The sequence below is a fragment of the Blautia sp. NSJ-175 genome (assembly GCF_022867815.1).
Taxonomy (GTDB): domain Bacteria; phylum Bacillota; class Clostridia; order Lachnospirales; family Lachnospiraceae; genus Blautia; species Blautia celeris.
On record NZ_JALIFQ010000010.1, the window covers coordinates 14,504 to 28,929 of the forward strand.

14 protein-coding genes are annotated in these 14,426 nt (G+C 46.4%); all 14 read right to left on the reverse strand.

The genetic code is table 11. The features are described from left to right. Positions 1-5: 5 nt before the first annotated feature. Positions 6-731, reverse strand: coding sequence for a helix-turn-helix domain-containing protein (locus MUB35_RS16240; RefSeq protein WP_103731494.1), 726 nt, complete (start codon positions 729-731; stop codon positions 6-8). A 98-nt stretch (positions 732-829) separates the two neighbouring features. Next, complete coding sequence (locus MUB35_RS16245) at positions 830-1,612, reverse strand: SDR family oxidoreductase (protein ID WP_244806505.1); 783 nt, start codon at positions 1,610-1,612, stop codon at positions 830-832. Beyond that, entirely contained in the window at positions 1,605-1,775 is a 171-nt protein-coding gene (locus MUB35_RS16250; RefSeq protein WP_197064098.1) for a hypothetical protein, read from the reverse strand. The genes MUB35_RS16245 and MUB35_RS16250 overlap by 8 nt, the downstream gene beginning before the upstream one ends. Before the next feature lie 48 nt (positions 1,776-1,823). Continuing rightward, entirely contained in the window at positions 1,824-2,663 is an 840-nt protein-coding gene (locus MUB35_RS16255; protein WP_156120841.1) for a uroporphyrinogen decarboxylase family protein, read from the reverse strand. A gap of 178 nt (positions 2,664-2,841) precedes the next feature. After that, positions 2,842-4,011 carry an iron-containing alcohol dehydrogenase gene (locus MUB35_RS16260; RefSeq protein ID WP_033140998.1) on the reverse strand — a complete coding sequence of 390 codons (1,170 nt, stop codon included), beginning with the start codon at positions 4,009-4,011 and terminating at the stop codon, positions 2,842-2,844. A gap of 14 nt (positions 4,012-4,025) precedes the next feature. Beyond that, a complete protein-coding gene (locus tag MUB35_RS16265; RefSeq protein WP_033140999.1) occupies positions 4,026-5,513 on the reverse strand; it encodes an alpha-L-fucosidase in 1,488 nt (495 codons plus the stop codon). A 16-nt stretch (positions 5,514-5,529) separates the two neighbouring features. Further along, positions 5,530-6,363 (reverse strand): carbohydrate ABC transporter permease, encoded by an 834-nt coding sequence (locus MUB35_RS16270; RefSeq protein WP_052099383.1) that lies wholly within the window; start codon positions 6,361-6,363, stop codon positions 5,530-5,532. Between the two features lie 11 nt (positions 6,364-6,374). Further along, positions 6,375-7,259, reverse strand: a complete 885-nt coding sequence (locus MUB35_RS16275; RefSeq protein WP_033141000.1) for a carbohydrate ABC transporter permease — start codon at positions 7,257-7,259, stop codon at positions 6,375-6,377. 67 nt (positions 7,260-7,326) lie between these two features. Then, complete coding sequence (locus MUB35_RS16280; RefSeq protein ID WP_052099386.1) at positions 7,327-8,730, reverse strand: ABC transporter substrate-binding protein; 1,404 nt, start codon at positions 8,728-8,730, stop codon at positions 7,327-7,329. A gap of 51 nt (positions 8,731-8,781) precedes the next feature. Beyond that, on the reverse strand, positions 8,782-9,984 hold the full coding sequence (locus MUB35_RS16285) for an ROK family transcriptional regulator (RefSeq protein WP_052099388.1): 1,203 nt from the start codon (positions 9,982-9,984) through the stop codon (positions 8,782-8,784). Between the two features lie 279 nt (positions 9,985-10,263). Next, on the reverse strand, positions 10,264-11,478 hold the full coding sequence (locus MUB35_RS16290; RefSeq protein WP_033141001.1) for an ROK family transcriptional regulator: 1,215 nt from the start codon (positions 11,476-11,478) through the stop codon (positions 10,264-10,266). Between the two features lie 259 nt (positions 11,479-11,737). After that, on the reverse strand, positions 11,738-12,172 hold the full coding sequence (locus tag MUB35_RS16295; RefSeq protein WP_033141002.1) for a DMT family transporter: 435 nt from the start codon (positions 12,170-12,172) through the stop codon (positions 11,738-11,740). A 167-nt stretch (positions 12,173-12,339) separates the two neighbouring features. After that, the gene (locus MUB35_RS16300) at positions 12,340-13,542 is read right to left on the reverse strand and encodes an aspartate aminotransferase family protein (RefSeq protein WP_244806506.1); all 1,203 of its coding nucleotides are present in this window, start codon (positions 13,540-13,542) and stop codon (positions 12,340-12,342) included. Further along, positions 13,526-14,425 carry an acetylglutamate kinase gene (gene argB, locus MUB35_RS16305; RefSeq protein ID WP_033141004.1) on the reverse strand — a complete coding sequence of 300 codons (900 nt, stop codon included), beginning with the start codon at positions 14,423-14,425 and terminating at the stop codon, positions 13,526-13,528. Before argB ends, MUB35_RS16300 begins: the two co-directional genes overlap by 17 nt. Position 14,426 lies beyond the last annotated feature (1 nt).

A 14,426-nucleotide genomic window follows, 5' to 3' on the forward strand; every position in this document is an offset into this window, starting at 1 on the left:
TTTTATTATCTTTTTTTCTTAAACAACTTTTTATTCTTCTGCCGCTCCTGTTCCATGGCTGCTGCCACTTCCCTGCGGGATTTCTGACATATTCTGATTCTCTCATCCAGCCTTTTATAACGCTCTTCCCCGGAATGAAGGGTCCGCATCCGTTCCTTTACCAGCCTGTCCAGTATTTCCATAAATTCAGCCGGTACCCTGTTGTCCGCTTCTGTTGTCTCGGCCTTTCCTACAGACTGCGGCGGCCTGCCTGTCACGGCTCTGTTCTGAGCTGCCCGGTTCTTTTTGCCGGATGCTTTTCTTGCAGATGCCTTTCTGTTTTTTCTGGCAGCGGACATTTCCCTTTTCTGCTCTGCAGGCTCTGCGGTCCTCTGCCGTACCGGTTCACATGGCTTGTCCTGGTTATGGTTTGGTCTTTCCTGACTTTTCACAGGCTGCGGCTGTTTAGGTGCATTTTCTTGTGTCTTTTTACTGTGTACTGCCTCTTCCCGGTTTTCTTCATCCTTATATAAAAAGGGAATCAGGCTGCCAATCTCTTTTAATGCAAGTCCCTTTTTCTTCAGTTCTTTAATAGCCAGAAGTACCTGGATATCATATCGGGTGTAGTATCTGTGTCCCATTTCGTTTCTGTCAATCGGCAGGTGCAGCTCATCTTCCCAAAAGCGCAGGACATGGGACTGCACGTCCAAAAGCTTCGCCGTCTCAGAAACCGAATAGCTGGTTTCACTCATATACTGACCCCTTCCATTTTGCGTCTTTCTTTAAGAAACATTATAGCAGGGCATGGAAAAATTGCAAGAAAATGTGTTCGACAAAACCTGCCGGAATATCACTGGCAGACATAGGCGCCGTCCACAATCAGGTCGCTTCCGGTCGTATACGCGGAAGAATCCCCGGCAAGATATAAAACCGCCCCGATAAGTTCCTCAGGAGTCCCCATCCTGCCGTATGGCATCATCCCTTTCCAGGCGTCCTTCAGCTCCTGGGGGGTGTCTACGGACATAGGCGTGGAGATGTATCCCGGACTTAAACTGTTCACCCGGATGCCATAGGGAATCCATTCCAGGGCCAGGGACTTTGTCAGATGGATAACTCCCGCCTTCGATGCATTGTAGGAAGCCTGCCACTGAGGTATATTTACAATGGTCCCTGACATGGATGCCATGTTGATGATGCTGCCGTGTATCTTTTTCTGTACCATAAGGCGTGCAGCGCTCCGCGCCATAATGTACTCCCCGGTCAGATTCACGTCAACCACCTGCCTGAACTCCTCTATGCTGGCCTCAAAGGTGCTTTTGTGAATGCAGATGCCGGCATTGTTAAACAATACATGAATACCGCCGCTTCTCTTTTCAATCTCCTCCACTGCCCGGTCCACACTCTTCTCATCGGTTACATCAGCCTTGATGTCATAGGCTTTATTGCCGTCCTCCAAAATGAGTTTCACCGTTTCCGCTCCTCCCGAACGGCTTATAACGACAACCTCGGCTCCCGCGCTGGCCAGCCCTCTGGCCACTACCTGTCCGATTCCCCTGTTTCCGCCTGTTACAACAGCGGTCCTGCCTTCAAGTCCAAAAAGTTTGTCAAGATAACTTGCTGATTTTTCAGACACGGTTATATCCCTCCTTTAATTCTCTGTAGATTTCTTCAATATCTGCGATTCTGGGGTTTGCCTGATAATCAGGCAGTTCATGTCCCCTTTCTGCTATTTTTCTAAGTATATCATATGCAACACCGAATTGGCGGAAATTCAGCCACATTCCCATATCTTTCATCAGTTTTTCTATTTCTCCGCAGCACTCCGATGCAGCCCTGAAACCGATTTATATACTTCCGTATTTATGCCATGCTTCCAACATTGCCCTGTAATTCTCAATTGGTGTCTCAATCGCAACGGCATTGGAATTGCCAAAGATAAAACCCGGATACTCCCTGCACTCCAAAAGAATTCTCTTTGCCTCTTCATACACCTGGTCCGGCGTTGCAGTCAGCATTATTCCACAGTCCAGATTACCACAGAGTGTCACTCGATTTTCCATAAATTCCTGAACTCTCCTGATATCCATACCCGCAAGCGGATCAATTGCCTGAAGGCCATCCACACCTGAATTCCTAATATCCTCCAGCAGCAGATCAATGTTACCATCCGTATGTAAAATTGCCGGAACTCCTTGACTGTGCAAATAATCTGAAAATTTCCGCAAATATGGAAAATACCATCGCTGCTGCTGTTCACGATTGAAAAACGGTGCCCGATTGTCCGCTACATCAGATCCTGTATAAATTGCATCCGCACCTGCATCAATCAGACGTTTCGAGTTTTCCAAAAAGCTGTCATAAATCTTTTTGCACATCTCATCAATTACTTCCGGTTCATCAAACATCTGAAAACAGAATTCCTCGAATTCTTCACCAGAAGGCATTGCAATCACGCCGGCACAGGAACATACAACAGCAAAATCAGGTGCAAGCCTCCTAATATTCCTAACAAGTTGCACCCTATCCAAGTCCGGAAGTGTATAAAAACAATTCCAGGGATTGTCAGGGATTGACACTGCCGAAAATCCCAGTTCTTCACCACACTTCACCAGGATTTCTGCATCCTTTTGCAGCGCACGGCTTCTTTCTGTCTCCGTCAGACTCAAATACTCTTTTCCGGACACAAAATGTTCACCTCCCACCTGATCCCAAATATGAAAATGCAACTCCCATAGAGGTATTTCCTTCTGTGCTTCCCCATGCCTCAGCACTCTTAAAAAATTTTCTCTTCTGGACAACGTTTCTGCTCCTCCATTTCCTTTGTCGAAATTTTCTTATTTGCCTTCTAAACCTTCTGATTTTTCAGACACGGTCATATCCTTCACTCAGCTCTCTGTATATTTCTTCAATATCCGCGATTCTGGGGTTCGCCTGATAATCAGGCAATTCATGTCCCCTGTCTGCTATTCTTCTAAGCATCTCATATTCAACACCGAATTGGCGGAAATTCAGCCACATTCCGATATCTTTCATCAGTTTTTCTATTTCTTCGCAGCACTCCGATGCGGCCCTGGAATCAGAGACATCTTTCAGGGCAGGATTGAAAATGCGTCCCACCTCTGCAAATTTTTTCTCTGCTGCCAGACAGGTGAACCGTAAAAAGGACGGATATGTCAAGGCCAGGGATTCCCCATGCATGATCTGAGGGCAATGTCCGCTGATCGTCATACCCACACCGTGGGGAAGTGTCACGCCTGCGTTGGCAATAGCCAGACCTCCGCAGGTATCTGCCCAGGCCATCCCTTCCCTGGCTTCCATATCTTCACCATCCTTTACCGCCCTTCTCAGATATTGGGCAGCATATTTTATCCCTTCAAGTGCGATCATGTCCGTATACGGAGAAGCTTTTACATTGATATAGCTCTCAAAGCAGTGACAAAAAGCGTCAAAACCGGTGGATGCAGTTATATGGGCAGGCATGGATACTGCAAGCTCCGGGTCGATCAGCGCAACGCGGGGATAAATCAGGTTGTTAAAAATAGCACTCTTGGTACAGGTCTTTGTCTCCGTCATGACTGCAACCTGCGTGACCTGTGACCCTGTCCCCGCTGTTGTGGGAACTGCGATCACAGGCAGCGTTGCCTGCGGCTGCGGATTTTTAAAAAACAGATAATCCCACGCCGTGCCTTCGTTTGCGGCTGCCACGGCAATGGCTTTTGCCGTATCCATGGCAGAACCACCCCCAAGACCGATCACAACCTGGCAGCCTTCTTTTTCGGCAATAGCAGTTCCCTCCTCCACACATTTTGTAGTGGGATTCTGCGATACTTTGTCAAAATGAAAAACGGTAAGGCCGCTGTTTCGCAGGCTTTCTGTAATCCTGTCATATAACTTTTCCCTGGATGACTTTTTTTTGCCGGTAACCAAAAGGATTTTATTTCCAAGGCCTGCTGCCAGACCGGGAAGCTCTTTAATACAGCCGCTTCCGAAAATAATTTTTGTTGTCTGTTCATATTCAAACTTTTTCTTCATACGCACGCCCCCCGTCACATATAAATATTCTTTCTCTTGATTTTCAGGACAGTAGCAATGTTGTTTTTCCTGGCCTTTGCCGTGTCGATAAGAAGAACATCACCTTCTGCACTCCATGTAAGCGGCTGTCCGTCACCTAAAACGGTTATGCTTTCAATCTCCTCCTTATAGACCATTGGAAGTATATGATGCAGCGCCACCTGGTCTCCTATTCTTCCCAGCGCAGATGCATAGATATACTCATCTCTCATGGTATACCGGATGTCCCTCGGTGTATATTCCACTTCATCCATCTCACTAAAGGCACCGGAACCGGTCATTTTAGTAGGACCCTCCTCTGCTGTGCGCCACGGTGTGGTATCATAGACTGCCTCTCCGTTTTCCTCCAGCCATGCCCCCATTTCCAGCAGTATTTTCCTGGCTTCTTCCGGGATGGTTCCATCCGGCTTTGGCCCCACGTTCAAAAGCAGATATCCATTTTTGCTTACATTGTCCAGCAGATAATGGATCAGGGATTTGGCTGATTTATATTCTGCATCCTGCATATATCCCCAGGCTTCTCCCGCGTCCACTGTAGTGTCCGTGATCCAGTCATGGTATGTAGCTTCCGCGAACCTTCCCTGTTCCAGGTCAATCAGACCCGTGCCCACAGGCAGGTGGTTCCATTTGTAGGAGACAACTGTCTTCTGACCATTTTTCTCCGCCATATCCCTGTAGTAAGTGAGAAATTTTCTCTGATAATAATCATTGATAAAAGCCAAACCGAAATCAAACCATATGTAATCCGGGCTGTATGCATCTATGACTTCTTTCAGCTTAATAAACCATTTCTCATGAAACGCCGCGCTCGGAAGGTCCTGTGCGATCCACTGCCTGTCTATAGCGCCGTCCATGGTATCGGACCAGCGGATCGGTTCCGGCAGATATCTTTTATCAGATCCCCAGTCCATATTATGCGCCTCGCCGTACAGACCTGCGTATCTTGGGTCTGAGGTGTCATATTCCTTTACCCAGTGAGGATAGAATTTCCAATTTTCCGCATGGTGGAAAGCTGTCATGAAGTGCATACCCTGCTTCCGCACTGCTTTTTCCAGTTCTCCTACCACATCCCTCTTAGGCCCCATGGCTGCTGCATTCCATTCATTGACACGGCTGTCCCACATGCTGAATCCATCGTGGTGTTCCGCCACAGGACCTGCAAATCTCGCACCTGCTTTTTTAAATAATTCTGCCCATTCCGCAGCGTCAAATTTTTCCCCGGTAAACATGGGGATCAAATCTTTATATCCTGTCTTGGAAGGGTGCCCGAAATGCTTGCAGTGATAGGCAAACTGGTCGGTCCCCTCCTGATACATCTTATACGGATACCAGGAAACATTTGGACCAAATGCCGGCACACTGTAAACACCCCAGTGTGTATAAATCCCGAATTTTGCTTTTTTCATCCAGTCCGGTGTCCGGTAATCCGTCAGTTCTTTCCAATCCTTTACTTTTATCCCCATAATTTTCTTCTCCTTTTTATTTGTTAGCACCGCTTGTCAGCCCTTTCACTACATTTTCCTGCAGTACCAGATACATGGTAAGAGGCGGCAGAATGGCTATGAAGATAGCTGCCATCAATGCGCCGTAATCACTTTTCCTGGCTCCCACAAAATTAAGCAGACCCACCGAGATGGTTCTGAGTTCCGCCTTACCTATAAACACCATGGAGACCAGAAGGTCATTCCATGTGTACATAAATACAAATATACCAACTGTTGCGATCGCAGGCTTCACAAGGGGCAGAACAATCCTTGTAAATACCTTATATATACTGCATCCGTCAATGATTGCGGCTTCCTCCAGGGATGTGGGAAGGCTGTTCATGGAGCCTGTTATGATAAAGGTAGCCAGCGGCATATGGGACGCTGTAAAAAGCAGAATCAAGATCAGATAATTATCTCTGATATCAAAATTATTGATCGCCCAGGCCAAAGGTACAATGATACTCTGGATTGGCACCATCATTCCCATGACAAAATAAACTCTGACAGCACCCTGTCCCTTAAAACGAAGGCGGGAGATTGCAAAAGAAACCATACTTGCAGCCAGAGCCGTAAGTGCCAGTGTCACAATCGCCAGAAACATGCTGTTTAAAAACTGCCTTCCTATATTTCCTATTTCAATGGCTGTCTTATAATTTTCAAAATGAAATTCCGAAGGAAATTTGAATGGTGAAGTAAAAATTTCTGTATTTGTCTTAATAGATGAAATTATAACGAAATACAGCGGATAAATGAAAATAAAAAGAAAGAAAAAAGAAACCAGGTATAATATTATTTTTTTCGTTATTTTTCTAGTATGATCGTTCATTTTCTTCCTCCTTAATACTCCAGCCGTTCCCGTTTTGTAATGCGGAGACTTATGACAGTAAATATAACGCTCAAAATAAAGATATAAACACCGATAACAGATGCCTTTCCGAAGTCATTGTACCGGAAAGCCTCTTTGTATAAAAGTGTACTGGGCACATCGGTCAGACCGTTTGGACCTCCCTCTGTCATAACATAGACCAGATCAAACGTTTTCAATACTGCGGTTACGATCACAACGATGCTGGAAATGATCGATTCCCATATCATTGGAATGATAATATGGAACACTTTTTTTAATCCCACCGCTCCGTCCAGTTTTGCTGCCTCCACCACATCGTCAGGAATCCCTGAAATAGCAGCGTAACTGACAGTCATATGAAACCCGATGCCGCACCATGTATTCACCAGAATAATAGTTGTCATGGCCGTATTCTTATCTACCAGCCAGCTTTTCACCAGACTGTCAAGACCAATTCCCTGAAGCATGGTATTCAGAACTCCTGTGGGCATCAGAATAAAGTACCAAAGAAGACCAATAACGGTTGTGGAAAGTACCTGAGGTACAAAATACGCAAACTTAAAAAAACGATATCCCCTAAACCGCTCACTGAGCATAACCGCCAGCAGAAGCCCAATGGGAAGCTGCGTACACAATGTCAGCACCATGAACCACATAATATTTTTGATGGAATGCCAGAACATGGCATCTGTAATAACCGCCTTAAAATTACTGAATCCCACAAATACCATGGGGACATTTTTGATTCCATTCCACTTAAAAAAGGACATGACCAGGGAACCGCCGATAGGAACCATTAAAAGTACTGTATATAAAAGGAATCCCGGCATCAGAAAACATAACACTGCCTTTTTATTCCTTCTTATTCTCTCCATTGCTGTACCTCCTTTTCTGAAAAGGCCGCTGCAGAGCCAAACTGCAGCGGCCTGATGTTACTTCCGGTTACTGGCCTGAACCAGCCGCTTCCAACCGGCTTTGAATCTGTTCTGCCGCTTCATCTGCGGTCATTCCGGTAAGTGCGCCGATAAATGCTTCTCCCACAATATCCTCCAATACTGCCACTGTGTCGTAAGCCCAGGCATCACTGCCCCATACCTTAACATCATTTTCCTTTATCGTGAGCAGATCGGCAAGAAGAGGACTCATCTTGTCAGTTTCCAGTTCAACATCATTTCTGACTGGAATGTTGCCGCAGTCATAGGCATATCTCTGCTGGGTCTCCTTGCTGGCAAACATGCTGGCAAGCTCCCACACATATTTGAGTTTCTCCGGTTCATCCTTCAGGTGACCGCCCAATTCCAACTGTGACGGATATGCAATATCATTGTCCTTAAATTCTTCCCTGTCAGTGAAATACGGCATGCGGAATACACCTACATTGTCCTCCATGTCTTTAAGTTCTGCGATCCTCCAGCTTCCGTCAAATGACATGGCTGTCTGTCCGCTGACAAACATAGCTTTTTCTGTCTCATAATCAAGGCCCAGATAATCTTCCCCGAAGATTCCTCTGTCTGCCAGGTCCTGTATAAACGCAATCGTTTCCACTACATCTTCATCTGTCCATTTTGCTTTTCTTCCGCCCAGTTCCTTTGCCTTTTCCACTCCGCACATCTTGTAGAGAAGTCCTGTCTGGATATGTACTACCCGCCATGCATTGGTAGCACCTACAACCCATGGCGTGACCCCTGACTCTTTGAGTTTATCGCATACATCATAGAATTCATCCCAGGTCTCCGGTGCTTTTTCAATCCCTGCTTTCTGGAACAGTTCTTTGTTGTAATAGAAGACTTCCATCTGATTGTTAATGGGCAGTGCGTATGTCCCCTCTGTTCCGACAGACGACAGTTCCATCATATCAAGAAGTGTGGAATCCACATTGTCTTTGATATCCGGTGTCTCTGCAATTAAATCGGTCAGGTCCAGAAAAACTCCCGTGTCTGCATATTCCTTCATGATACTGATGCCGGGCCACTGGATAATGTCCGCCACATTGCCGGATGCAACATCTGTTTTGAACTGGTTCGTAAAGCTGTTGCTGTCATTCGTACTCTCATCCTGGATAGTGATATCCGGGTATTTTTCCTGAAATTCCTGAAGAACCTCCTCTTTCAGCTTAGTTCCGCTGTCAGCGCCTGACATTCTTGTAAGAAGACGGATTGTGATCTCCTCCCCGCTCCCTTCCTTTTCAGAATCTGTTTTTGCCTCATCTGTCTTTGTCTCTGTCTTACTTTCAGCATCCTGACCTCCGCTGCCCGCGTCCGTATTGCCGCCGCAGGCAGAGAGTCCTGCTGATGCCATAACTGCTGCCAAAAGCACTGCGATTTTCTTTCTCATTCCTTTACTCATAATTAATACCTCCATAATTTTTGCTGTACCCTTAGGACATTTTTTCCGGATCTAATTCCCATATTTTATAAACTTCTTCAGCACCAGGGATGCGGATCCGACTGCGGTGCCGTTCTCACCCATCTGAGAAATAACCAATTTCACCTGCCTTCCTGCAAATTTCATCTGCCTCTCGCGAAGCACTTCCTTTACTTTCTTTAAAAAAATATCACCTGCGTTGGTCAGACCCCCAAATAAAATGATCAGGTCTGGGTCCAGCAGATTAATATAATTTGCCAGTCCGATTCCAATATACTGCATGGCCCGTTCTGTTATCTGTATTGCCAGACGATCCCCCAGACGCGCCGCTTCAAATACTGTTTTCGCTTCAATACGATTGATATCTTCATTAACCAGTTCCATTATTTTCGTTGCATTGCCTTCCAATACAGCGATCTTGGCATCTCTGGCGATAGCATTTCCCGACGCGATAGCCTCCAGACAGCCAAGGTTGCCGCAGTTACATTTTGGCCCGTTTTTCTCCAGGATGATATGGCCAATCTCTCCGCTGCTTCCTGAACTTCCCCTGTAAAACTCCCCTTCCCGCATGATAGCAGAACCAATTCCGTGTCCCAGATTTACCACCAGAAAATTTCTGGAATCCACACCTGCCCCGAAATAATATTCTCCCATAGCCAGTGCCCGGTTTGCGTTCTCAATTGTAATGTCCATCTTAAACCGTTCACGGATGGGTGTTAACATGTCAACATTCTCCCATTTAAAATCAGGGGAAAACAGAACCTTTCCGCTTTTCTCATCCAGAATTCCCGGCATGCCGATTCCCATACCTAATATCTGCTTCCTGGACAGTCCGCTCTCGCGTATCACATTCTCTATCACCTGAATCAGCCTGGATATCCATACCTCAGGCACAGCTGTGCCTCCAGTCTCCATGATTTCACGGATAAATACCTCCCCGGCAAGATTCATCATCAGCACATTGGTTTTACTGCGCCCTACCCCTACTCCGATAATATATTTCGAGTCTGGTACCAGCTCCAATAACTCCGGGCGCTTTCCCCCGCTGGATTCACCTTTTCCCACATCCTGCACAAACTGTTTATGAGAAAATTCCTCTGTTATTTTCATGACTGTTGGAATACTAAGGCCGATAGTCCGCGCAATCTCCGCGCGGCTGATAGGCCCTTTTCTTCTTATCAGATCAAAAACCATACTCCGGTTCATCTGCGCCATTGCAAATTTATCATATTTCACTTTTATCTGCTCCTTACCAACTTACTTAATTTAACTAACTAACTGAATAAAAAAAATAATTTCGCTATATTTAGACAAATTATCTTTTTTTTCTTTCCGGTACGCTCAGATGTCTTCCATATTTCGGAGTTACTTAATTAACTTAACTAACTTTATATGTGAATTATAACGTACTGTCCTTTCATTGTCAACCCCTTTTTGTGCATTTTAACATTAATTATGGAGAGATGATTCGGGCGCCGAAAAGTCCCTGAAAAACTTCGCGGGGCGTCCGACTTCTCAGAACGCCCCGCCCTTTTCTATAAACAGCCTTGTCAGCATAGTGGCAGCGCCAATGGCTGTGGCATATTCTCCCAATGTACCAATTCTTATCACAACATTTTTTCCGGTATACTTCATTTTATATTTCTCAACGGTTTTCTGCATCTGCTCAAAAAATAAATCCTGGGATTTTGTCAGACCGCCGGCAAGAATGATCGTATCCGGGTCCAGCAGGTTAATACTGCTGGCTATGGCTATTCCCACATACTCCATTGCCTCCTCTATAACTTTCCGGCTTAATATATCCCCCGCCCTGGCTGCCTCAAACACCATCTCTGCTTCTATTCTTCCCTGTTCAGATACCATTCTGCTGACCAGACTCTGCTTTCCCTCTTTTATTTCCTGCTCCATCCGTTTCGCAATGGCATTGCCGGAAGCCAGCGCCTCCAGGCATCCTCGATTGCCGCAGTCGCAGAGCGGTCCGTCAGACTCCATGATCATATGCCCGAATTCACCGCAGGTTCCGCTTTTTCCATACAGTAACTCTCCGTTCTCAATAATAGCAGCTCCTATGCCGTACCCCAGATTGATGCATAATATATATTCTGCGTTCTTTGCTGCACCGTAGGTGTATTCTCCAATTGCCAGAGCACGGTTTGCATTTTCTAAAAGAATCCTGAAATCCGGAAGGCGGTTTTGAAAAATGCGCATCAGAGGCACATTTACCCAGTTAAAATCAGGCGAGAAGATAACATCCCCTTTTGCATAATCCAGAATGCCCGGCATACCGATGCCGATTCCCATAAAACGTTCTTTGGAAATACCGCTTTTTATGATCAGGGCCTCCACATGGGATGCTATTTTTTCCAGAAACTGTTCCGGCTTTTTGATATCCTCCTCTGTGGTAGGAAAACATTCCTTTGACATAATGACAGCCGCCATATCGATAATCACGATCTTCACGTAATGGCGGCCGATATCTATTCCTGTTATGTAATAAGCGTTTGAAACAAATTCCAGTAAATCAGGTCTTTTTCCTCCTGTAGACTCACCTTTTCCGATAGTTTTCACCAGATTCTGCCGTTCAAATTCCTCTGTGATCTTCATCACTGTAGGAATACTCAGCTCAGCCTTCCTTGCAATCTCCGCTTTGTTGATCGGGCCTTGTGTACGAATCATCTCCAGCACTATCTTCTTGTTCAACTGTGCCATCATAGCCTTGTTATATGACATTCTCTTCCCTCATTTTTCTCCCTGACGGACTCTCGTAATTCCTTGGTGTTTTTTTCCAGAGTTTCTTCTTTTATTTTAATCTAGGCCATTCATTTTTTCAACTGTTGATTTGCAGCTTCTGTGTAATAAGTCCAGGCAGGTCTGCGTATATACAGACATCCAGCCCATCCCAAAGCGATTTTCTGTTCTCTGCTTTTGCAGACGGCCGGCAGAAATTTCTGCCGGCCATCCAAAATACGTCTTTCCTGTTCTTCCATTGTCATGTTTCCCACTTAAATATGACGATACCAGCTATAGCCACTGCCATGCCGATCAGCTTTCTCCATTCAAAACCAACCTTCTCCACGCCGAAGATACCGAATACTTCAATCAGATACGCCACGGCAAGCTGTGCGATCACAATGAGCATTGCCGCACGGGCCGGGCCCAGGGAAGACATGCTCTGGATAACGGTTACGGTGATAAAAGCGCCTATGACTCCGCCCAGTAAGATGTATTTATGATCCACTCTTGCCAGGTCGGTTATCTTGTCTCTTCCTGTAAAGAGCCAGGCTGCAATACAGACCAGAAACGCTGAGATCTGCACCCATCCTGTGGATACCCACAAGCTCGTCTGTTTTGTCAGCGCTGTATTGAATACACCTTGTACGCTCATCAGCGCACCTGACAGAAGTGCAACTAAAAGACCCCACATAAAAAATCCCTCCACATCCTTTTTCTAACTAGAATGTCCCGATAGGCTGTTTTTATGCGAATCTTTATGGAAATGGCAAAACGGACCATCCATTTCGGACAGTCCGCTCACTCTTTTATAAGAATGCAGCAGGTCTGCGCATTTCCTGTGCTGACCGTAAAAAATCATCAGTCAGGCAAAAAGCTTTTCTCCAGCTTTTCAATCATTTCATCCACATCCGCCTCTGTGATAACAAGCGGAGGTACAAGACGAAGAACATCACTTCCTGCAGAAATGACAAGAAGGCCGTTCTCTATGGCTTTTGTCACGATCTCTCCCACCGGGCGGCCGGAGACAACAAGACCCTGCATCAGGCCTTTTCCCCTTCTGGCTGTGAGGAAATCATATTTTTCTGTCAGGGCATCCAGCTTTTTCTCCAGATATGCAGACACTTCTTTTACATGCTCTGTGATTTTTTCACTCTCAAACAGGTCAAAAACTTTGCTGACTGCCGCGCAGGCAAAAGGATTTCCGCCGTATGTGGTTCCGTGGTCACCGGGTACCAGGGAATTCTCTGCTGTCTTTTTATTCAGCACAAAGGCCCCGACAGGAACACCACAGCCCAGAGCTTTTGCGGTTGTCATCACATCCGGCTCCACGCCGTAATCCTGGAAGGCAAACATACATCCGGTCCTGCCCATGCCGCACTGGATCTCATCCAGGATAAGCAGGATATCATGTTCGTCACACAGGGCACGCACACCTTTTAAGAACTCCGGTTCTGCCGGGTAGATGCCGCCCTCACCCTGGACAGTCTCCATAATGACGGCACAGGTCTTCTCCGTGATCTGGCTTTTCACACTCTCCAGATCATTGAAGTCGGCAAATTTAATACCGCCGATCAGAGGCTTGAATGGCTCCTGATAGTGAGTATTTCCCGTTACGGACAGAGCGCCTAAGCTTCTGCCGTGGAAGGAATGCCTCATGGCAATGATCTCGTGGTCTGTTTTCTTGTCCTTCAGCCAGGCATATTTCCTGGCCACCTTGATCGCACCCTCAATGGCTTCTGTGCCGCTGTTGGTGAAAAACGCCTTGTCAAGGCCGGAGGCTTTTGTAAGCTTCTCAGCCGCTTCCACCATGGGCACATTGTAGAACAGATTTGACGTGTGGATCACTTTATCGATCTGGTCTTTCAGTGCCCGGTTATATGCCTGGTTGTTGTAGCCCAGAGCAAAAACAGCAATGCCCGCTGCAAAATCCAGATATTCTTTTCCGTCCACATCGTAAAGACGGACGCCGTCTCCCTTTTCAAGAACCACCGGAAAACGGTTGTAGGTGTGGAGAACTACATTCTCCGCCCGTTCCATATATGCATTACTCCTGGTCATCATGATAATATTTCCCCTCGCCTTTCCTCAGGATCGCTGTACCGATCCCTTTATTTGTGAAAATTTCCAAAAGCAGGCAGTGCGGAATCCTGCCGTCCAGAATATGGACTCTGGAAACTCCCTCCTCTATGGCATCAATGCAGTTCTGCAGCTTTGGAATCATACCGCCTCCCACATTGCCGTTTTCAATCAGGTTCTTCGCGTCTTTTACAAAAAGTTCGGAGATGAGGCTGGAAGGGTCCTCCGGATCTCTGTACACGCCCTCAATATCTGTGAGGAATGCCAGCTTCTCCGCTTTCATGGAGCATGCTATGGCACATGCCGCGTCATCCGCATTGATATTGTAAGTGGCAAAATCATCTCCCAGGCCGATCGGACACACGATGGGAAGGAAATCCTTTTCCAGCAGATCATAGAGAATCTTTGGATTTACGGTTTTTACATCGCCCACATAGCCGATATCCTGACCGTCGGAGAGTTTTTTGCTGACATTCAGGAGGCTGCCGTCTTTTCCGCTGATTCCCACTGCTTTTACACCCAGGGACTGCACCAGGGTCACAAGCTCCTTGTTCACTTTTCCAAGGACCATCTCCGCGATTTCCATGGTCTCATCGTCTGTCACGCGAAGGCCGTTTACAAACTTTGCCTCTTTTCCGACCTTACCCACCCAGCGGCTGATCTCCTTGCCGCCGCCGTGGACAATGATGGGTTTAAAGCCAACCAGCTTTAAAAGTACCACATCCTTGATCACGTCGCGTTTGAGCTGTTCATCCACCATGGCGCTTCCGCCGTATTTTACAACAATGACTTTCCTGTTAAAACGCTGTATGTACGGGAGCGCCTCGATCAGCACCTCCGCTTTATCAAGATATTTCTGATTCACCATT